The 19893-nt window shown below is 73.9% G+C and carries 18 protein-coding genes; 7 read left to right on the top strand and 11 right to left on the bottom strand.

Annotated features, from left to right (window positions below; genetic code table 11):
• Nucleotides 1–32 precede the first annotated feature (32 nt).
• The 4 genes from OG500_RS05880 to OG500_RS05895 all read left to right on the top strand — a co-directional run bounded on the left by OG500_RS05880 (nucleotide 33) and on the right by OG500_RS05895 (nucleotide 3215).
• Complete coding sequence (locus tag OG500_RS05880; RefSeq protein ID WP_327065309.1) at nucleotides 33–449, top strand: roadblock/LC7 domain-containing protein; 417 nt, start codon at nucleotides 33–35, stop codon at nucleotides 447–449.
• Between the two features lie 82 nt (nucleotides 450–531).
• Complete coding sequence (locus OG500_RS05885) at nucleotides 532–906, top strand: hypothetical protein (protein WP_327065310.1); 375 nt, start codon at nucleotides 532–534, stop codon at nucleotides 904–906.
• A gap of 181 nt (nucleotides 907–1087) precedes the next feature.
• Nucleotides 1088–1861, top strand: a complete 774-nt coding sequence (locus OG500_RS05890) for a ferritin-like domain-containing protein (RefSeq protein WP_329577360.1) — start codon at nucleotides 1088–1090, stop codon at nucleotides 1859–1861.
• Between the two features lie 127 nt (nucleotides 1862–1988).
• Nucleotides 1989–3215 (top strand): NAD(P)/FAD-dependent oxidoreductase, encoded by a 1227-nt coding sequence (locus tag OG500_RS05895; protein ID WP_329577363.1) that lies wholly within the window; start codon nucleotides 1989–1991, stop codon nucleotides 3213–3215.
• 61 nt (nucleotides 3216–3276) lie between these two features.
• Here the strand turns inward: OG500_RS05895 and OG500_RS05900 are convergent, their stop codons facing one another.
• A complete protein-coding gene (locus OG500_RS05900; protein ID WP_327065315.1) occupies nucleotides 3277–4674 on the bottom strand; it encodes a UDP-N-acetylmuramoyl-tripeptide--D-alanyl-D-alanine ligase in 1398 nt (465 codons plus the stop codon).
• A 272-nt stretch (nucleotides 4675–4946) separates the two neighbouring features.
• On the opposite strand from OG500_RS05900, the gene OG500_RS05905 reads away from it, so the two are divergent.
• Complete coding sequence (locus OG500_RS05905; protein ID WP_327065316.1) at nucleotides 4947–5855, top strand: glycosyltransferase family 2 protein; 909 nt, start codon at nucleotides 4947–4949, stop codon at nucleotides 5853–5855.
• Here the strand turns inward: OG500_RS05905 and murJ are convergent.
• The 9 genes from murJ to OG500_RS05950 form a co-directional block, all read right to left on the bottom strand.
• Complete coding sequence (gene murJ, locus OG500_RS05910; protein ID WP_329577367.1) at nucleotides 5801–7567, bottom strand: murein biosynthesis integral membrane protein MurJ; 1767 nt, start codon at nucleotides 7565–7567, stop codon at nucleotides 5801–5803. The genes OG500_RS05905 and murJ overlap by 55 nt on opposite strands.
• On the bottom strand, nucleotides 7564–9282 hold the full coding sequence (locus OG500_RS05915; protein WP_329577369.1) for a UDP-N-acetylmuramoyl-L-alanyl-D-glutamate--2,6-diaminopimelate ligase: 1719 nt from the start codon (nucleotides 9280–9282) through the stop codon (nucleotides 7564–7566). Before OG500_RS05915 ends, murJ begins: the two co-directional genes overlap by 4 nt.
• 182 nt (nucleotides 9283–9464) lie before the next feature.
• Nucleotides 9465–9770 (bottom strand): hypothetical protein, encoded by a 306-nt coding sequence (locus tag OG500_RS05920; protein WP_327065319.1) that lies wholly within the window; start codon nucleotides 9768–9770, stop codon nucleotides 9465–9467.
• Between the two features lie 207 nt (nucleotides 9771–9977).
• Nucleotides 9978–11177, bottom strand: a complete 1200-nt coding sequence (locus tag OG500_RS05925; RefSeq protein WP_327065320.1) for an aminotransferase class V-fold PLP-dependent enzyme — start codon at nucleotides 11175–11177, stop codon at nucleotides 9978–9980.
• A gap of 11 nt (nucleotides 11178–11188) precedes the next feature.
• The gene (locus OG500_RS05930) at nucleotides 11189–12550 is read right to left on the bottom strand and encodes a pyridoxal-phosphate dependent enzyme (protein ID WP_329577373.1); all 1362 of its coding nucleotides are present in this window, start codon (nucleotides 12548–12550) and stop codon (nucleotides 11189–11191) included.
• Nucleotides 12547–14073: an alanine racemase gene (locus OG500_RS05935; protein ID WP_329577376.1), complete on the bottom strand. Its 1527-nt coding sequence runs from the start codon at nucleotides 14071–14073 to the stop codon at nucleotides 12547–12549. Before OG500_RS05935 ends, OG500_RS05930 begins: the two co-directional genes overlap by 4 nt.
• 80 nt (nucleotides 14074–14153) lie before the next feature.
• Nucleotides 14154–14774, bottom strand: a complete 621-nt coding sequence (locus OG500_RS05940) for an Rv1733c family protein (RefSeq protein ID WP_327065323.1) — start codon at nucleotides 14772–14774, stop codon at nucleotides 14154–14156.
• A gap of 160 nt (nucleotides 14775–14934) precedes the next feature.
• Nucleotides 14935–16230, bottom strand: a complete 1296-nt coding sequence (locus tag OG500_RS05945) for a S53 family peptidase (protein WP_327065324.1) — start codon at nucleotides 16228–16230, stop codon at nucleotides 14935–14937.
• 354 nt (nucleotides 16231–16584) lie between these two features.
• The gene (locus OG500_RS05950; RefSeq protein ID WP_329577380.1) at nucleotides 16585–17640 is read right to left on the bottom strand and encodes a PhlD; all 1056 of its coding nucleotides are present in this window, start codon (nucleotides 17638–17640) and stop codon (nucleotides 16585–16587) included.
• Between the two features lie 224 nt (nucleotides 17641–17864).
• On the opposite strand from OG500_RS05950, the gene OG500_RS05955 reads away from it, so the two are divergent.
• Nucleotides 17865–18467, top strand: a complete 603-nt coding sequence (locus OG500_RS05955) for a hypothetical protein (protein ID WP_327065326.1) — start codon at nucleotides 17865–17867, stop codon at nucleotides 18465–18467.
• A 105-nt stretch (nucleotides 18468–18572) separates the two neighbouring features.
• Here OG500_RS05955 and OG500_RS05960 read toward each other — a convergent pair whose 3' ends face one another.
• The gene (locus OG500_RS05960; protein WP_327065327.1) at nucleotides 18573–18710 is read right to left on the bottom strand and encodes a DUF6126 family protein; all 138 of its coding nucleotides are present in this window, start codon (nucleotides 18708–18710) and stop codon (nucleotides 18573–18575) included.
• Nucleotides 18711–18939: 229 nt separating this feature from the next.
• On the opposite strand from OG500_RS05960, the gene nagB reads away from it, so the two are divergent.
• Nucleotides 18940–19722 carry a glucosamine-6-phosphate deaminase gene (gene nagB / locus OG500_RS05965; RefSeq protein ID WP_327065328.1) on the top strand — a complete coding sequence of 261 codons (783 nt, stop codon included), beginning with the start codon at nucleotides 18940–18942 and terminating at the stop codon, nucleotides 19720–19722.
• Nucleotides 19723–19893: the final 171 nt, after the last annotated feature.

Consider the following 19893-nt stretch of genomic DNA (forward strand, 5'->3'; position numbering starts at 1 on the left):
CCCTCTCCACCCGCCGCCCCCCGCACCCGGTCATGAGGCGGGCACTGAAACCGCGCGGCGAACGGCGCCACTCGGCGGCCCTGGAGAACGCCCTGCTCGCCGAGCTGCGGGTGCTGCGCCAGCGGGTGCCGCACCTGGCCGGCGGCCTGGTCGCCAGCGTGGACGGCCTGCTGCTCGCCCACGACACGCACGGCACCGAGCCGGACAGCCTGGCCGCACTGACCGCCGCCACCCTCGGGGTGGCCCGGCGGCTGGCCGAGGCCACCGGCCAGGGCGACTTCCGCGAGTCGCTGGTCCGCGGCGAACACGGCTACGTGGCGACCTACGCGGCCGGCCCGGTCTGCGTCCTGACGCTGCTCTCCCACCCAGACGTGAGCGTCGGCCGCCTGCACCTGGAGGCGCGGCGCTCGGCGCAGCGGCTGGGCGAACTGCTCCAGAGCACCCCCTGACCACCCCCACCTTCGCTCCCCGCCTTCCCTGCACCACCGCACCACCCGACCCCACCACACCAGCAACCTTGGGAGAAACGACATGGCAGACGCCGACAGCTCGCTGCGCCAGGCGATGAGTACCGTGGAAGGCGCGATCGGCGCCGCCCTGGTGGACTACGGCAGCGGGATGGCGCTGGGCACCGTGGACGGCGGCGGCGGGCTGGACCTGACGGTCGCCGCCGCCGGCAACACGGACGTCGTGCGGGCCAAGCTGCGCACCATGGAGATGCTCGGGCTCAACGAGGGCATCGAGGACATCCTGATCACGCTCAGCAGCCAGTACCACCTGATCAGGCCGCTGACCAGCCGCAGCGGCAAGGGCCTCTTCCTCTACCTGGCGCTCGACAAGCGCCGGGCCAACCTCGCCATGGCACGCCACCAGCTGGCCAAGATCGAGGCCGACCTGGAGGTCTGACAGGCCCGCCCGCACCAGGGGATGGCGCGGACGGGCCTGTTGCCCCGTCCGCGCCATCCGTCATCCCCCGAACGGGGCAAACGCGCGGGTCAGCGGTTGCCCCGGCCGCACGGGCTGCATTCACTGATCGGAGTTCCGACTCCGAATCCCGGCCCAGGCCGGCCGCGCGAGGGTGGTGCAGGTGCTGTCAGCCCGCAGTCTGTTCCAGGAGATCCACAGCAACGACAAGGCGTTCCAGCTCTTCTGCTCGATCGCCGCCAAGGGCGAGGACCAGGGCGGCTGGGAGAACGGACGGATCGCTCTGCTGGTGGCGGACCAGGCACTCGCCCCGAAGATCGCCCGGCACGGCGCCGACGAGGAGAAGCACGGCCGCATCTTCAACGCGCTGCTGCACAAGCGCGGCCTGGGCGCCGTCCCGGTCCCCGACGAGACCGACTACACGATGCTCCTGGAACGCCAGGGCATCGGCCTGACCCACAACCGGCTGCGCCGGGACGAGCCGCTCACCGAGCGGGACGTGATCACCTACCTGGCGCACAGCCGGGTCACCGAGCAGCGCGCCGCCGAGCAGATGCAACTGCTGCGCAAGGTCTTCGGCGGCCATCCCGAGGTCGGTTGCGCCGTGCGGATGATCTCCGAGGACGAGGACAACCACCTCGCCTACTGTCACGAGGAGCTGCTGCGGCTGGCCGCGGCCGGCCACGGACGGCTGATCCTGCACACCCTCCAGCAGACGGCGCGCGCCGAGATCCGCACCTACCGCGACGTCAGCCTCGCGGTGATGGCGCACCTGGCCGCGATCCTGCACTGGCCGCGCGCCAAGTCCGCCGTGCTCGCCGGCGGCATCCACGCGGTCTACCGCTACGAACAGCTCGGCGGCTGGCGCCGGATGACCACCCTGCGGATGCCCGAGCGCCGCAACGCACTGGGCGGCCCGGCGACCAGCGCGCCGTAGGCGGACCCAGTCGGCGCGGCTCCCGCGCTCCCCCACTGCCCCTTCCCAGGCTCCGGGCGCTGTGATGGACTCGACCCGCACCGGCCCTGACCACCGATCAGTACCCGAGCGGCAGCAAGGAGCACGCATGGACACCACCGCGCCCCACGTCATCGTCGGCGCCGGCCTGGCGGGGGCCCGGGCCGCCGGGACCCTGCGCGAGGAGGGCTACCAGGGCCCGCTGGTCCTGGTCGGCGAGGAGAGCGAGATCCCCTACGAGCGGCCGCCGTTGTCGAAGGGCTACCTGCTGGGCAAGGACCCGCGGGACGCGGTCTTCGTGCACCCCGAGGAGTGGTACCGGGAGCAGCGGATCGAGCTGCGGCTGGGGACGGCCGTCACCGGTCTGGACCTCGCGGCGCACCGCCTCACCCTGGCCGGCGGCGACACGCTCGACTACGCGAAGCTGCTGCTCACCACCGGCGCCTCCGCCCGCCGCCTGCCGGTGCCGGGCGCCGACCTGGCGGGCGTGCACTACCTGCGCCGGCTGGCGGAGAGCGACGAACTGCGCACCCTCTTCCGCACGGCCAAGCAGATCGTGGTGATCGGCGCCGGCTGGATCGGCCTGGAGGTGACCGCCGCCGCCCGGGCCGCGGGCGTCGGCGTCACCGTGCTGGAGTCCCTGGAGCTGCCGCTGCTGCGCGTGCTGGGCCGCGAGGCCGCCGAGGTCTTCGCCGACCTGCACCGCGAGCACGGCGTCGACCTGCGGTTCAACGTGCAGGTGGCGGAACTCGTCGGCGACGGCGGGACGGTGACGGGCGTGCGGCTGGCGGACGGCTCGCTGGTGCCCGCCGAGGCCGTGGTGGTCGGCATCGGCATCGCCCCGAACACCGCCCTGGCCGAGGCGGCCGGCCTGACCGTCAGCAACGGCATCGCCACCGACCAGAGCCTGCGCACCTCGGACCCCGACGTCTTCGCGGCCGGCGACGTCGCCGACGCCCACCACCCGTTCTACGACCGCCGGATCCGCCTGGAGCACTGGGCCAACGCGATGCACCAACCGCGCGCCGCCGCCCGGGCCATGCTCGGCCAGGACGTCTCCTTCGACCGAATTCCGTACTTCTACACGGATCAGTACGACCTCGGCATGGAGTACACCGGCTACGTCGAGCCCGGCGGCTACGACCGGGTGGTCTTCCGCGGCGATGTCGCGGGCCGCGAGTTCATCGCCTTCTGGCTGGCGGGCGAGCGGGTGCTGGCCGGGATGAACGTCAACGTCTGGGACGTCACCGACCCGATCCGCGAACTGGTCCGCTCCCGCCGCCCCGTCGACGCGACCGCCCTCGCCGACCCGGACGTCCCGCTCACCGAGCTCTGAGCCCTAGAGGCCGTGTCTCACAATTCCCGCCAGGCGCGCGACGCGAATTGTGAGACACGGCCTAGAACGCGGCCGGTGCCTGCGCGGGCTCGCGCAGGCGCACGGCCGTCTCCTCCAGGCCCGCGGTGTGCGAGCCCTTGAGCAGCACCAGGTCGCCGGGGCGCAGCGAGGCGAGCAGCAGGTCGAGCGCCGCATCGCGGTCGGGGACCAGGGTGCTGGACACGCCCTGGGCCCGCGCCTGGGCGTGGGTCAGCGCGGCCTCGTCGGTGCCGACCGCGATCAGCTCGGTGACGCCGGTGGCCGCCACCTGGCGGCCCAGCTCGGTGTGGTGGGCCGCCGAGTCCTCGCCCAGCTCGCGCATCTCACCCAGGACGGCGACCACCCGGCGGCGCCCGTCGGCCATCGCGGCCACCGCGCGCAGTGCCGCCCCCATCGAGTCGGGGTTGGCGTTGAACGCGTCGTTGACCACCGTGACGCCGTCCGGGCGCTCGCTGACCTCCATTCGTCCTGGCGTCAACTGCCGTGCCGCACAGAGTGCTTCGGCGACCTGGTCGAGTCCGGCGCCGAGGCCGAGCGCGACGGCGGCGGCTGCGGTGGCGTTGGCCACGTGGTGCAGCCCGTACATGCCCAACTCGACCCGGGCGGCGGCGCCGTGGTGGGTCAGCGTGAAGGAGGGCCGGCCGGCCCGGTCCAGGATCACCTCGACGGCCCGTACGTCGCCCTGGGTCTGACCGAACGTCAGGACAGGGGCCGCGGAGCACGAGGCCATCGACATCACGTACGGATCGTCGGCGTTGAGCACCGCCAGGCCGTCGGCCGGCAGCGCCTGGATCAACTCGCTCTTCGCCGCGGTGATCGCCTCCTTGCTGCCGCCGAACTCGCCGATGTGGGCGGTGCCGACGTTGGTCACCAGGCCCACGTTCGGCGCCAGGATCCCGGTCAGGTAGGCGATGTGCCCGGCCCGGCTGGCCCCCATCTCGGCCACCAGGTAGCGGGTGCCCGGCTCCGCGCCGAGCACGGTCAGCGGCAGGCCGATCTCGTTGTTGAACGACCGCGGGGTGGCCACCGTGGTGTCCATGGTCTCCAGCACCTGGGCGAGCAGGTCCTTGGTGCTGGTCTTGCCGGCCGAGCCGGTCAGCGCGACCACCGTCGGGGCCTCCAGCCGTGCGAAGACCCCCTGGGCCAGCGCGGCCAGCGCGGCGACCACGTCGGGGACCACCACGGCCGGCACCCCCACCGGCCGGGCGGCCAGCACGCCCACCGCTCCGGCGGCGACGGCCGCGCGCGCGAAGCGGTGACCGTCGGTGTGCGCGCCGGGGAGCGCGACGAAGAGCGATCCGTGCTCGGCCAGCCGGGAGTTGATCACCGCCGGGCGGTCGACCAGCGCGTCCGGGTCGGGTGCGTCGTACAGCACACCGCCCACGGTCTCGGCGATCTCGTGCAGCGTCATGGGGACCACGGGCGGCTCCGCTCCGTCAGCAGGACACGACCCGGCCAGTGGGCCCTGGCCGGGGCATCGGGGTGGGGGGACTAAGCAGTAGAGGCTAGCCGCCGGCACCGGCCCAGCCGTTCCGACGCGCCTTGGCGTCCGCCGGATGGCTTGCGCCGCGCACGCCACGCCTGCCGGCTGCCCGGGCCCGGCCGGTCGTGCCCGCACCATGAGGGCGGCCGGCCGCCCCACGGCCCGGCGACCGGGTGGACAGCCCCCGACCGAGCACGAGGAGATGCGCGATGGCCGAGCAGCCGGCACCCGTCAGCGTGGTGATCGCCGCGTACAACGCGGAGCGGACCCTGGGCCCGGCGCTGGCCTCCGTACTGGCGCAGCTCCCCCCGCCGGCCCAGGTCGTCGTCGTCGACGACGGCTCGACGGACGGCACGGCCGCGGTGGCCGCGGCCTTTGCCGGGGTCGAGCTGATCACGCAGCAGAACCAGGGGCCCTCGGCGGCCCGCAACACCGGGATCCGCGCGGCCGGCCAGCCCTGGGTGGCCTTCCTCGACGCGGACGACCTCTGGCTGCCCGGCAAGCTGGCCCGGCAGCTCGCCATCGCCGGACGGCGCCCCGAGGCCGTGCTGCTGGCCGGCGACTGGGTCCGCACGGCGTCGACGCCGCAGCGTCCGGACGGCAACGCCATGGCGCCGGAGACCGAGACCCTGCTGGGCTACGGGGACCTGCTGGTGCTCAACCGGTTCCAGACCTCCACCGTCCTGGTGCGCACCGAGGTGCTGACCGCGTGCGGCGGCTTCGACCCGGCGCTCGACGGCGCCGAGGACTGGGACCTGTGGCTGCGCTGCGCCAAGCTGGGCCCGGCCGTCAAGCTGGACGTCCCGCTGGTGGTCTACCGCGACGAGCCGACCGGCTACAGCAAGGACCTGCCCCGGCTGTACCGGCGGATGCTGACGATGCTGCAGCGCGAACGGCACGGGACCACACTGACCGCCGTCGGCTTCGCCCGGGTGCTGACCTGGCACCACCTGCGCTTCGCGCTGGCCTTCCTGCTGGCCGGTCAGCCGCACCACACCCGGGGAGTGCTGCGCGAGGTACGGCTGGCGGGCCTGGCCCGGCACGTGCCCGGCGCGGCCGTGGGCTACCTGCTCCCCTTCCTGGGCGGCCGGGTGCGGCGCCGGCTGCGCCGGGGCTGAGCCGCGGACCCGCGGCCGGCGGCCGGTCGCCCACCCAGCGATCGCTCACCCAGCAGGCGCTCGCGCAGCAGTCGCTCACCCGGCAGTCGCTCGCCCAGCAGTCGGTCACGCAGCGAGAAGCCGGCCGGCGCCAGCGCCGCCAGTCCCAGGCTCACCGGCAGCGCGCTGGCCACCACGGTCAGGCCGACCAGCAGCGGCAGCACCGCCCGTACACCGGCCACCGGCGTCATCGCATGGACCGTCAGCCAGGCGAGCAGCGCGGCCGGCAGGCTGGTGGCCAGCGCCCTGGCCAGCGCCGGCAGCACCGTCGGCTCCTCGGGCAGCACGCCGATCCGCCGGCGCAGCACCACGGCGGCGGCGACGGCGGCGACCGCGTAACCCACCGAGACCGCCACCGCCACGCCCTGCACCCCCGCCGAGCGGTAGAGCAGCAGCGCCAGCAGCACGGTCAGCCCGTTGTTCAGCACGTAGAGCGCGAACGCCGAACGCAGGTCCTGGATCGCCTGGAAGACCCGGATGAAGTACAGGTAGGCGGAGAAGCCGGGCAGCCCGAGCGCCAGCACGGTCAGCACCTGCCCGGTCAGCGCCGCACCCGCCGCGCTGGTCGCGCCGTGTCCGAGCAGCAGGCGCACGATCGGGTCCGCCAGCGCGGCCAGCACCGCGGCGATCGGCACCATCAGCAGGACCAGCAGCCGCAGCCCGCCGGTCACCGCCGTGCGCAGCTCGCGCACCCGCCCGGCCGCCCAGTCGCTGGCCCAACCCGGCTGCCGCGCGCCGGTGATGGAGACCGCCACCACGCCGAACGGCACCTGGAAGAAGCTGTAGGCGTAGGTGTAGGCGCTCACTCCGCCGGGCCGGCTGTTGGCGAACAGCAGCACCGCGAAGAGTGCGGCCTGGTTGGCGGCGACCATGGCGAAGGTCCAGCCGGAGAGCCCGGCCACCCGCCGCACCGCCGGCTCGCGCGGGGCCCAGTGCCAGCGCAGCCGGGCACCGCTGCGGCGCAGCCCGAGGAGCACGATCAGCGTCTGCGCGGCGACACCGGCGGTGGTGCCGAGTCCGAGGACCAGCAGCAGCGTCGGGTCGGCCAGCGCCCGGCCGGTCGAGCTGTGCCGCAGGGTGTCGGAGAGGAGCAGCAGCACGCCGATGAGCACCAGGTTGTTGGCGATCGGGGCGAAGGCGGCCAGCGCGAACCGGCGCAGGCTGTTCAGCACCGCCGTGGCCAGCGCGATCACCCCGTAGAGCAGCACCTGCGGGGCGAACAGCCGCAGCAGCCGCACCGCCACCGCGTGTTCCGTCCCGGCCGTGCCGCTCGGGGCCGCCAGCGTGTAGCCGCGCATCAGCGGCCCTGCACCGACCGCGACCAGGCCGGTGATCAGGACCAGCACGACCAGACAGAGCGTCACCACGGCGGACACGCCGCGCCAGCCGTCCTGCTCGTCCTGCGCCTCGCCGCCGGGCCGCAGGCGCGCGACGAAGACCGGGACCACGGTGGCCGACAGCACGCCGCCGAGCACCAGGTCGTAGATCATGTTCGGCGTGGTGTTGGCCAGGTTGTAGGCGTCGGCGAGCGGGGTGACGCCGAGCGCGTAGGAGAGCGCGAAGACCCGGCCGAGGCCGGTCAGCCGGGACAGCGCGGTGCCGGCGGCCATCGCCAGTTCGGGGCGCGGCCGGCGGGCACGGCGCTGCTCGGGGGCGAGCACGGGGGCGCTCACGGGGGCGGCACCGCACGCGGCGAGACCTCGTCGGCCGGATCGGTGAAGCCGAGCCGCGCCTCCTCGACCGTGCCGTGCGTCAGATCGCCGACCGTCACGCCGTGCCCGCGGCGCTCCGCGCGGCGCCGCCGCCGGACGGCCGACCGCCGGGCCGGGGGCCAGCCACGGGCCGCCAGCGCCGCGCGGGCGTGCTCCCGGTCGTCGAAGGGCAGTTCGCGGCCCGCCACCTGCTGGGTGGTCTCGTGACCGCGGCCGACCACCAGCACCGCGTCACCGGGTTCGGCCCGGGCGACGGCCAGCCGGATCGCGGCGGCCCGGTCGGGTTCCAGCACCACCCGGTGGTCCGGCCGGTCCAGCACGCCGATGAGCATCTGCTCGACGATCACCCGCGGATCCTCGTCGCCGGGGCTGTCGCTGGTGAGGATGGCCGTGTCGGCGCCGGCGGCGACCCGGCCGGTCTCCGGGCGCTTGTACCGGTCGCGCCCGCCGCGGCAGCCGACCACCAGGTGCACCCGGCCGCCGGGGCCCACCAGGTCGCGGCAGGTGGCCAGCTGGCCCGCCAGCGCACCGGGGGTGTGCGCGTAGTCGACCACGACCAGGAACGGCTGCCCGGCGTCGACGAGTTCGGAGCGGCCGGGGATCGGCGCGCAGCCGGCCATGCCCGCCGCGGCCTCGTCGGCCGGCACCCGCATCGCGCGCGCCGTCAGGTAGGCGGCGGCGAGGTTGGTGCTGTTGCAGGAGCCCAGCACGGGGGCGGAGAGCTCGACCAGGCCGTCCGCGCAGTCCAGTCGGATCCGGGTGCCGTGCCGGTCGCAGCAGGTCTCGGTGATCCGCGCCTCGGCCCCTTCGCTGTGGCCGAAGGTGAGCACCGGCACCGGTGCCTGGGCGGCCAGTCGCCGGCCCCACTCGTCGTCCACGCAGACCAGTGCCTGCCGGCAGCGGCCGGGGACGAAGAGCAGCGACTTGGTGTAGTAGTACTGCTCCATCGTGCCGTGGTAGTCCAGGTGTTCGGCCGACAGGTTGGTGAAGACGCCCACGTCGAAGGCGATCCCGGCCACCCGGTGCTGGTCCAGGGCGTGCGAGGAGACCTCCATCGCGGCGGCCCGCACCCGCTCGGCGCGCATCCGGGCGAAGACCCGCTGCAGGTCCGGCGCCTCCAGGGTGGTCAGGGCCGAGGCCCAGCGGTGCTCGCCGATCCGGGTCTCCACCGTGCCGAGCTGCCCGGCCCGCCAGCCCGCGGCGACGAAGGCCGCGTGCAGCAGGTAGCTGGTGGTGGTCTTGCCGTTGGTGCCGGTCACTCCGGCTATCGACAGCCGTTCGGCCGGACACCCGTGCAGGGCCGCGGCTATCGGGCCGATCGCCCAGCGCACGTTCGGCACCCGCAGCTGCGGCACGTCGAGTTCGAGGAAGCGCTGCACCAGCAGGGCCCGGGCACCGGCCGCGACGGCGGCGGCCGCGTGGTGGTGGCCATCCGTCCGGGTGCCGGTCAGCGCGCAGAACAGCCAGCCGGGGCGGACCTGGCGGCTGTCGTGGGTGCAGTCGACCACGGCGGCGTCACCGCCGCGCAGCTCGGCGCCGGGCCAGGTGGTGGCGAGCTGGGAGAGCAGCACCGACGCGCCGGGGGCCGCGCCCTCCGCCGGCCACCCGGCCAGGTCGGGCGCGAGCGGCCCCGGACGCGCGGGGCGCGGCCCCAGCGCTCTGCGGTAGCCAGTCATGCTCGTCCCTCCAACACGCGCGGCGGCTGCCGGCCCCGGGCGGGGCCGGGCGGGTCGCCCGGCCGGGTCTCCGGCGCTCCTTGACGACGCTAGGCGAGGTGATCGTCACGTGCAGCTCGGCGGCGACCACCGTGCGTGAGGGAGGGTGTCCCGGTACGGCGGGACGATCGGCGACAGGTCCGTCAGTGGTCGTCCCAGTGGCCCTCGTGGGCGGCGTGGCGGTGTCCGTCGTGCACATAGTCCACGTGGTCGCCGTGCGGCACGGCGACATGGCCGCAGTCCGTGCCGTGCTGGTGGCCCTCGTGCCCCGGGTGCACCTCGTGTCCGCCGGTGGCGCACTCGTCCACATGGCCCTCGTGGACCCGGTGCAGGTGCCGGTCGTGGGCGTAGTCGACGTGGTCGCCGTGCGGGATCGCGACGTGGCCGCAGCCCTCGCCGTGCTGGTGCGGGTGGTCGGTGTGGGGCTCGTGCTGCGTGGCGGCGGTCATCCGGGGACGTCCTCTCGGGGGTGCGGAACAGCGGCGGTGACAAAAGGCCCGCTGCCGCCCGAAGATAGCGATATCCGCACAGAACGGGCGAGCCCGACACGGCCACCGGCACCCCGCGCTCTGCTGCCGGTTCCGGTTCCGGTTCCGGTTCCGGTTCCGGTTCCGGTTCCGGCAGCAGCCGATCGCCGTCCGGCGCCGAGCCGACGGTCAGAGCGAACCCAGCACCTCCACCAGCCGGTCGATCTCGGCCGGCGTGTTGTGGACGTGCAGGCTGACCCGCACCGAGCCCTCCCGCTCGTCCCGGCCCGCCTGGCAGAGGCTGTCGGAGCGGACCAGGAAGCCGTGCGCGGCCAGCACGAACCCGAGGTCGTCGGACTTGATGCCCTGGTGCCGGAAGGTCACGATCCCCTGCCGCCGCTGGACGGTCGAATCCGCGGCCAGACTCAGCTGGCAGCCGAGCACCTCGTAGTCGGCCAGCCGGCGCAGTCCCTCGGTGAGGCGGGCGGCCAGTGCCACCGTCCAGCGCTCGATCCGGGCCTCACCGGCGGCGGCCAGCCAGTCCAGCGCCGCGGTCAGCGCGACGGCGCCGACGGTGTTCGGGGTGCCGGACCAGCCGCCGGGCTCGAAGCGCGGGCCACGGGTGTTGCGGGCCCACACCGCGCCGCTGCCCGGCAGCGCCATCGCCTTGTGGCCGGAGAAGACCACGAAGTCGACGTCGAGCGTGCCGACGTCCAGCGGCAGGTGGCCGACCGACTGGGCGGCGTCCAGGCAGATCGGCACCCGGGGGCCGACCGCCTCGCGGATCCGGTGCACGTTCAGGTTGCCGCCGTAGACGTGGTGGACGTGCGTGGCGGCGACGAACGCGGTGCGCTCGCCCACCAGTTCGGCGAGCGCGGCGGTGTCGTAGTCCTGCGAGGAGGCCTGGTAGGGCAGCGGGCGGACGGCGATCCGCACGCCCCGGGCGGCGAGCAGCCGCTCGGCCTCCAGCCACGGCAGCAGGTTCGCCTGGTGGTCGGCGAACGGGACGACGATCTCGTCGCCGTCGGTCAACAGGGTGGTGAGCCAGTCGCGGGCGACCGTGCGCAGGCCCTCGGTGGTGCCGCTGACGAAGTGGACGGCCGAGGGCCCGTCCGGGTCGTGGTCGCCGAGGAACCCGGCGACCCGCTGCCGGGCCTGGGCCAGCAGTGCGGTGGTCCGGTTGGCCCAGGGGTAACTGCCGCGTCCCGCATTGGCGTTCTCAGTGGTCAGATAGGTCTGCACGGCCGTGAGGACGGCCTGCGGCTTCTGCGCGGTGGCCGCGCTGTCCAGGTAGGCGAGCCCCGGGTTGGCCACGATGATCGGGAACTGCTCGCGCAGCTCCCGCTGCCACTCCGCCAGACTCGCCAACTCCTCGTCGCTGGTCGTCACTTCGCGGCGCCTCAGTCCCGCACCAGCGGGGCGCCGGCATCCCGCCAGCCGACGATGCCGCCGGTCAGGCTGCGTGCGTCCCGGTGGCCCATCCGGGTCAGCAGGGCGGCGTAGCCGAGCGACTTCTCGCCCACCGGGCAGGCCAGCAGTACCGGCTGACGGGTGCTGAACGGCAGGCCGCCGTGCAGGAGTTCGTCGAACAGCTGATCCACGATGTTGATCGAGCCCTCGATGTGCAGCGCGGCGTAGGCGGAGGGGCCGCGCAGGTCGATCACCAGCGGGTGCTCGGCGGCGATCCACTTGCGGGCCGCCTCCAGGTCGACGGCTGGGGCGGCGGCGAGTTCGGCGGGGGTGAGCGAGGCGAGGGAGTTGCGGCGCGGCGGCTGGCCGAGCAGTTCGGGGCGGCGGCGGCGGATGTAGCTCAGGTAGCTCTCCACCCGGTCGCAGACGATGAAGACGGCAGTCTGCCGCGGCACCGGTGCACCGTCCGGGTCACCGGTCCGCGCGGCCTGTGCCTGCTGTTCGTCCTCCAGGCGGCGCAGGTGGCGGACCGCGCCGAAGTAGGCCGCTCCGCCGGTGGGACCGGCCAGCAGGCCGCAGCGGCGGATCAGGGTGACCATGCCGTCGATCGCCTGGTCGGCCGTCACCGACTCGATGGCGTCATAGGTGGCGGGGTCGAAGAGGCCGACCTCGTGCACCTCGTCGATGGTGCGGATGCCGGGGATGAAGTCCGACTTGTGGGCGACCAGGCCGAGCACACCGAGGCCGGGGTTGCCCGCGCGCAGTGCGGCGGCGACGCCGGTGGAGGAGCCGGCGGTGCCGACGCAGGCGATGAAGTGGTCCGGCGCCCGCCCGTCCAGGTCGCGCAGGATCTCCGGACCGGTGCCGGTCAGGTGCGCCTCGGTGTTCAGGGCGCTGTAGTACTGGTCGGTGTGCAGGTAGCCGCCGCCCGCCTCGGTGAGCATCCGGTGCATCCGGGTGAGCGGGTCGTCGGTGTCGGTGGGGTCCAGGCACTCCGCCTGGCCCGGCAGTTCCTCGATCTCCGCGCCGAGCAGCAGGAGCAGTTCCTTGATCTCCGGGACCTTCATCCGGTTGGTCACGCTCTTGAACCGCAGTCCGTGCAGGCCGGCGATCAGCGCCAGCGCCTTGGCGGTGTTGCCGCTGGACAACTCCACGATGGTGTCGCCGCGTTCGACCGCCTCCGGGAGGGCGGCGCGGGTCATCCGCCAGGCCGCGCGGTCCTTCACCGAGCCGAACGGGTTGAGCATCTCCAACTTGGCGTAGAGGTCGATGGTGCGCAGTCCGTGCACCGCCGGGCTGATCCTGACCAGTGGGGTTTCGCCGATCGCCTCGGTGATGCTCTCGTACCTCAACTGTTCTCCCTTGTCCCATAGATGGGCCAGTACTCGTCGTCCAGCCGCCAGCGCCAGCGGCCGTCCGCCCGGTAGAGCGCGGCGGTGCGGGCGAGCGGTTGGCCCATCGCGTGGTGGGCGGTGAAGTCCATGCAGTAACCGGCCGTGTTGGCGAAGGCCAGCAGGTCGCCGGGCTGGGGCAGGCCGGGCAGGAAGACCAGCCGACGGGTGATCAGATCGCTCTCCAGGCAAAGGTTTCCGGCCAGGTAGACGCCCACCGGGCCGTCCCCGTCCGCAACCGGCCCGCCGCCCCGGGGGATCAGCAGCGGGTCCACCAGGACTCCGTGCTGCTCGAGGCCGATGTCGCCGGCATTCGCCGCCAGGCGCACCAGCGGCTCGCCGGCCGCGCTCCGGCGGACCTCGACGACCCGTGCCAGCACCGCGCCGCACTGGTCGACCAGCGCGCGACCGGGTTCGACGACCAGGTCGTAGAGGCTCTCCAGCAGCAGGGTGGCCAGCGGACGCCCCAGCTCGGGGGCCGGCAGGTTCAGCAGTTCGTCCAGGTAGCCCCCGGCGGCGAGCGACCGGTGGGCGGGGTAGAGGCCGAGCGTGCCGCGCACGGTGCCGGACTCGGCGCGCAGCCCGTAGCCGTGGCCCTGCCAGGTCAGCGGTGGCCTGCGGCCCAGCACGGCGTTGGTCAGCTCGGTGCCGTAGCGCTCCCACTGGGCCTGGTCGGCCAGGTAGTTGACCCCGTAGCCGCCGCCCACGTCGACCGCGCGCGGGCTCAGGCCGCGCCGGCGGCAGGCGTCCAGCGCGCCGATGCAGGCCTCCAGGGCGATCGCCTTCTCCGGCAGGCCCACGGTGTCCAGGTGGTAGGCGGCGCCGGTGAGTTCGACCACGTCCTGGTGCCGCTCCACCGCGTCCAGCAGCTCGTCCAGCTCGGCCAGGTCGGTGCCGAACCGGCTCGGCCGGCTGAGCAGCGTCACGCCCGGGCCGTGGAAGCCCGACAGCCGCAGCAGCACCGGAACCCGGGGCAGCCCGTGTTTGCGCACCAGTGCGGCCAGTTCCTCCAGTTCGGCGCGCGAGTCGAGGTTGACGGTGACGCCCAGCCGGGCGGCCAGCCAGAGGAACTCCGGGTCCTTGGGGCCGGTGGCCATGATCCGCGCCGGGGTGAAACCGGCGCCCAGCGCGTGCTGCAGCTCAGCCACCGAGGCGACGTCCATCCCCACCTCCAGCGCGGCGAGTTGGCGGGCCAGCGCACTGGACCGGTTGGCCTTGTGCGCGAAGAAGATCTCCCCGGCGAGGTGGTGGCTGCGGTAGACGGCGCGGAACCCCTCGACGTTCTCGGCGAGTTGTTCGGGCAGCACCAGGTTGAGCGGTGAGCCCAGGGCATCGGTCAGTGAGTGCAGCAGTTCGGTCGCTGCCAGGACCGAGGCGAGCGGCGGCGCGAGTCTGGGCGTCAGACAGAGCGGTTCGCGCTCCGGCGCCGGCCGGTCGGGCGGTTGCCCCGCTGGCGGCGGCCGGTGCGGCGGTGGTGGTTGCATGGCGGTGTCCCCTCCCCCTCCGTCCGCAACGGTAACCGCTCCGCTCACCCGAAGAACAGGGCGCGGACACGCTCCGGTGGTCAGTGGCTACGCCCGGTCCACTGCGGCTCGACCCGCTCCCAGTCGGCCTCCCAGGCCGCCTCGCCGCGCCGCTCCAGGGCCCGCTGCCGCAGGCCGTAGCCGATCCAGGCCGCACCGTCGACCACGGCCAGCGCGCCCAGCCCGTACAGTGCGGCGGCTGCGGCCAACTCTCCGTAGGGCTCCGGCGGTGTGCTGGGGATCCCGCTGTCGCCGACCCAGAGCAGCAGGTGACTGCCGGCCGGGGTGTCGCCCGGCACCCCGATCACGCCGGTGTGCGTATCGCCGCCCGGATAGGCCCAGCTGGCCTGGGCCTGCGCCGCCCACGGGGAGCCGGTCGGGCTCGCGGTCGAGGCCGCCAGGGTGGTCGCGGTGACCTCGTGGCGGTGCAGCGCCGACTGCTGGGCGTGCGCCCGGGCGCCGCCCAGCAGGACCGCGAAGACCACCGCGCCGACCGCGAGGGAGAGTGCCACCGCCGCCACCAGCGCGATCAGCAGGCGGCTGCGGGAGCGGTCGACCGGGCGGCAGAGCGGGTTGTGCTCCCGTCCGACGGCCCGCCGAAGGTGGCAGCTCACGGGCACATGGCCGACCGCGGACCGATGCGAGAGGGATGCGGCTGACATGGCACGCCTCCTCGGTACTCGACGGGCGGCCGCCGGACGCCACCGACAGGCCTCTGGTACCAGTCTGCGCCCAGCGGCGGGCGGCGGCTGCGTCGAGTTTCGCCGCCGCCCGCGCCGGGCCCCTCAGGGAGCCGTCAGACGCACCCGCGTGGTCCGCCCGTCACGCACGGTCACCGTGCGCCAGCGCCCGCACCAGCTTGGCGCCGTCCACCGTGCCCACGCCGGTGGCCTGGTCGTAGCCCGGTCCGGCGGTGTAGCCGTCCGCGCCGGTCGACCCGCTGGTGACGTCCACCAGGCCGGCCGAGTGGTGGGCGTAGAGCCGGTAGAGGTCGTTGTCGATCTGGCCGAGCCGGTGGCCGGCGGCCTGGTCGGCCAGCGCCACCACGGCGGCGAACAGCGGCGAGGACTCGCTGGTGCCCGCGCCGTCCGCCGTCCAGCCGGTGTTGGCCGGGTCGAAGCTGGAGTAGAGCCAGAGCGCGCCGTTGGGCGAGCCGGCCATGCTGACGTCCGGGGTGCCGCGGTGGTCGCCGACCACCGAGCGCACCGGGTCCTGGTAGCGGGGGCGGGCGAAGACCTTGGACTGCTCGCCGCCGCTGCCCGACCAGGCGATGTCCGGGGTGGTGCGGGTGCCCTGGTCGTTCAGCGCCAGCTCGGTGCCGCCGACGGCGGTGACCAGCGGGTCACCGGCCGGCCAGGCCGCGTCCAGCTTCTTCGAGTCGCCGCCGCCGTCGCCGGAGCTGGCGGTCAGCGTGACGCCGTGCTTGGCCGCGTTGACGAAGGCGTAACGCAGCGTGGTCAGGCTGGTGTAGTCGCCCTGGTCGAAGCCGGGGAACTGGCCCTCGCTGGTGGCCCAGCTCATCGAGACCACGTCGGCGTCGTCGCTGTTGACCAGGTGGTTGATGCCGCTCATCAGCTCCGGCACGCCCACCGGGCCCTCGGTCTCGGCGACCCCGGTCTCCAGCAGCACGATCTTCGCCCCGGGCGCCAGGGAGTGGGCGGCCTCCACGTCCAGGGTGGTCTCGCCGGCCCAGCCGTCCATGTCGGCGTTCTTCGGGTCGAACGGCGGCACCTGCCCCCACTTCACCACCTCGACCTGGGTGCTGGGGATACCCCAGTGCGCCGAGTAGACGTCCAGGTCGTGCTGGATCGTCGGCGAGCCGAAGGAATCGGCGATCACGATCGTCCGGCCCGCGCCGGTGATCCCCTGCTGGTAGAGGGGGTCGAGGTCGTACGCGGTGCGGTACTGCAACGGCGAGTAGCAGGCGCGGTGCAGCTGGGTGACGCAGTCGCTGGTGGCCAGCGGCGCCGCGAGCACCGGGTCGTCGGCGCTGCCCGCGTTCCGCAGCAGGTGCACGGCCGGCAGCGGCGCGGCGGCGGACTGGGCCACGGTCGGCAGCGCGGCGAGCGCGAAGGCTCCCGCCGCCGCGGTGGCGGCGAGTCGCAGACGAGCGGACATGGGCACGGCGGATCCCCTCTCGGAATTTGAGGTGTCCAGGCCATCGCAGGATGCGCTCCTTGTCAATGGTGTGTCAGTTGACGTTCGTGTTAAGGACGGTGCGAAAGGGCGGTGCGGGTGGTCGGGCAGCGCGGTCCCGGACACAACGGGAGCCGGCCGCCACGATCTCACCATCGCGACGGCCGGCTCCGTTTCCCCGTTGCTCCCCCGTTGCGGGTCGCTCCCCCGTTGTGGCTTCCCCCGTTCACCCGGTTCCCGTCCCCCGGAACCCGCCCGGCCCGCCGCTCTCCCGCGCGGCGGGCCGCCGGTCCCCAGGGGTGGCTGCCCGGCCCCCGGCCATCAGGCCACCAGCAGTCAGCCCACCGACGGCGGGGCCCACCAGGTGGCACGCAGCGCGATGCAGCGGAACCCGGGGCCGACCGCCACCAGGACGCCCTGCTCACCGTGGGCCGGCGGCGCCGTGTGGGTGCGCTCCAGCACCGCGAGCACCGAGGGCCCGCCGAGGTTGCCGTGCTCGTCGAGGCAGGCGCGGGCGTGCCGCAGCAGCTCGGGATCGATCCCCAGGCCGTGCGCGAGCTGCTTGAGGATCTTCGGACCACCGGGGTGACAGACCACGAAGTCGAGCCGCCCGCCCTCGGCCGCCAGGTGCTCGCGCAGCGCGGGCAGCACCTCGGGCACCGAGTTCAGCGCGCTGTGGTCCGAGTCGAAGTGGTGGCCGACCGCGTCCAGCCGGGCCCGGTAGCGCGCGGCGGTGGCCGGCAGCAGGTGCTCCCAGCTGCCGTCGATCCGCAGGCCGGGGCCGAGCGGCCGGTCGGTGACCAGCGCGGCGACCGCGCCGTCGCCCCAGAGCGCCTTGTAGATCAGGTGGTCGATGCTGCTGTCCTCATGGTGGTACACCGCGAGGCTGAGGATCTCGGCAGCCACCACCACCACCGTCGCGCCCGGGTGGGCGGCCAGGTACTCGCGGGCGGCGAGCAGCGCGTACGCGCCGCCGGCGCAGCCCAGTTCGGTGGCCGGTCGGCAGGCGGCGTCGGGCCGCAGTCCCAGTGCGTTGTGCAGCGCGACATCGAGGCCGGGCAGCAGGAAGCCCGTGGCGTGCCCGGTGATCAGGCAGTCGATGTCGGCCGGCCGCAGGCCCGCGGCGTCGATCGCGGCCCGGGCGGCGTCCAGGCCGATCGCCACCAGGTCGGTGACCACGGCCTGGTTGCGCTCCTCGATGCCCCACTCGCCGAGGACGGCCGGCAGGGGGCGGCTGTAGTGGCGGTTCGCGGGCAGCTGGGCCAGGTGCTCGGGCAGCCGGGGCGGGAGCTGCGCGGCGTGCCTGGTGATGATGTCGTCGGTGATCAGCTGGCGTGGTACCTGGTGGGGCGGGAGCACCACGGCCGGCCGGCTGACATATACGGGTCCCATTGACTTCCTTCGACTGTCGAGTGCCTGCGCCCCCCGGGACCGCGGCATCGGGGAGTACGCCGGGCACGGGGACAGGATCGATGGCATCAGATCACAGGCCGTCAGAGCGACGGCAGCGCACCGTCACCGGGGTCCGTCGGCTCCGGGCGAGCGGCTGGTGAACGCCCGCGCCGACCCGGGACCTCCCTGGCAGAACTCCCGACCCGGCAGGCACAATCGTGTCCATGACGTACCCGGAGGAGCATCCCATCGGCACAACCAACGCGGACGCCCGCGACACGTGGGCCACGCTCGTCCGCAACACCGTCGCGCGGGTCAGCGAGCACGCGCCCGGTCTCAAACTGGTCGGCCCGATCGCCTACGCGGTCGACGCGGCGTGGCGGGTGATCGCCTACAACGACGCGTTCGAGGAGACGTTCTTCCGGCGGCGGGTGCCGGAGAACATCTTCAAGTGGATGGTGTGGGAGGGCCGCGCCCAGCTGCCCGACCACACGAAGTACTGGCTGCGCCGTGCGGTGCCGCAGCTGGACATCCAGCTGCAGGAGTGCCCGGACCACCCCGCGCTCGCGGAACTGGCGCGCTGGACCGAGGAGACGCTGGGCACTCCGCTGCACTCGGCCGGGCGCGCGGGCCCCGACGGCGACATCCGGCCGCTGATCCACGCCCGCTACGGCGCCGGCTCCCTGTGGATCGGCGCCGCCACACCGATGGGCCGCTCGGGCCGCGCCGTCTTCATGCACTTCTACGAGGGGGTCAGCCCCACCGAGCTGCGGTCGCTGCTGCGCTCCCCCGAGCCGCGCGACAGCAAGTGGCAGGGCGCGGCCTGAGCCACCGCTCGGCCTGAGCCCCCGGCTTGATGAGCCGCCCGGCCTGAGCCGCCCCCGGTCCGAACCCTCGGCTCGAGCCCCGGCGGGGCGGCTCCAGCGGTGCGTTCAGTGGTGGTGGTTGCCAAGATAGAAGAGCAGCATCACGAAGAACGCGAAGAAATGCGTGCCCGCGATGTAGATACCGGCCCGGATCAGCGCCGCCCTGCGCTTGCTGTTCTCGTCGCGAACGGTCTCACTGCGCACGGTCCCGCTCACTGCTGCCCCGTCCTCCGGTCGTCCGTCCGGCCAGCATCCACGGCACCGGCGGATAACTCAAGTCGCGCCCGACGGGCTGCCCTGGTCCGGCCGCCGTTCCGGCTGGTGCGACCCATCCTGGAGATGAGCTTTCGAACCGGTCACCAGCTGCGATAAGCTCAGCCCAGCCTATATTGGTCTAGACCACTACATACACGCTTTCGGACGGTTGGTCAAGATGGAGATTGTGATCGTTCCCGACGCTGCCGCCGGCGGCGAGTTGATCGCCACGGCGATCGCGGAGCTGCTCACCGGCAAGCCCGACGCGCTGGTCGGCGTGGCCACCGGGTCGACGCCGCTGCCGATCTACCAGGCGCTGGCCGCCAAGGTGCGGGCCGGGGCGCTGGACGTCTCGCGGGCCCGGATCTGCCAGCTCGACGAGTACGTCGGCCTGCCCCAGGGCCATCCGGAGTCCTACCGCTCGGTCGTCCTGCGTGAGGTGCTGGAGCCGCTGGGCATCGCCGAGAGCGCCTTCCTGGGCCCCGACGGCTCCGCCGACGACATCGCCGCCGCCGCCACGGCGTACGACCACGCGCTGGCCGAGGCGGGCGGCGTGGACCTGCAGCTGCTCGGGATCGGCACCGACGGGCACATCGGCTTCAACGAGCCGTGCTCCTCGCTGGCCTCGCGCACCCGGATCAAGACGCTGACCGAGCAGACCCGGGTGGACAACGCCCGGTTCTTCGACAGCATCGACCAGGTGCCGCACCACGTGATCACCCAGGGCATCGGCACCATCCTGGAGGCCCGCCACCTGGTGCTGCTGGCCACCGGCGAGGCCAAGGCCGAGGCCGTCGCGCAGGCCGTCGAGGGTCCGCTCTCCGCGTTCGTGCCCGCCTCCGCCCTGCAGCTGCACCCGCACGCGACGGTCGTGGTGGACGAGGCGGCGGCCTCCCGGCTCAAGCTGGCGGACTACTTCCGCGCCACCTACGCCGCCAAGCCGGCCTGGCAGTCGCTCTGACCCCTGCGCCGCAGCGGACCGCCTCGAACGCTCCCACCGACCGCCGGTCCGGTGGCCCCATCCCGCCCGCTGCGGCGAGGGCCACCGGGCCGGCGGTCGGCGTTGTGGGTGCCTGGGGGGGTCTTCGGGACGTGCGGACGGCTCCTCGGGCCGCCGGTCCGGCTCCCCCAG

It is taken from the genome of Kitasatospora sp. NBC_01250, assembly GCF_036226465.1.
Taxonomy (GTDB): Bacteria; Actinomycetota; Actinomycetes; order Streptomycetales; family Streptomycetaceae; genus Kitasatospora.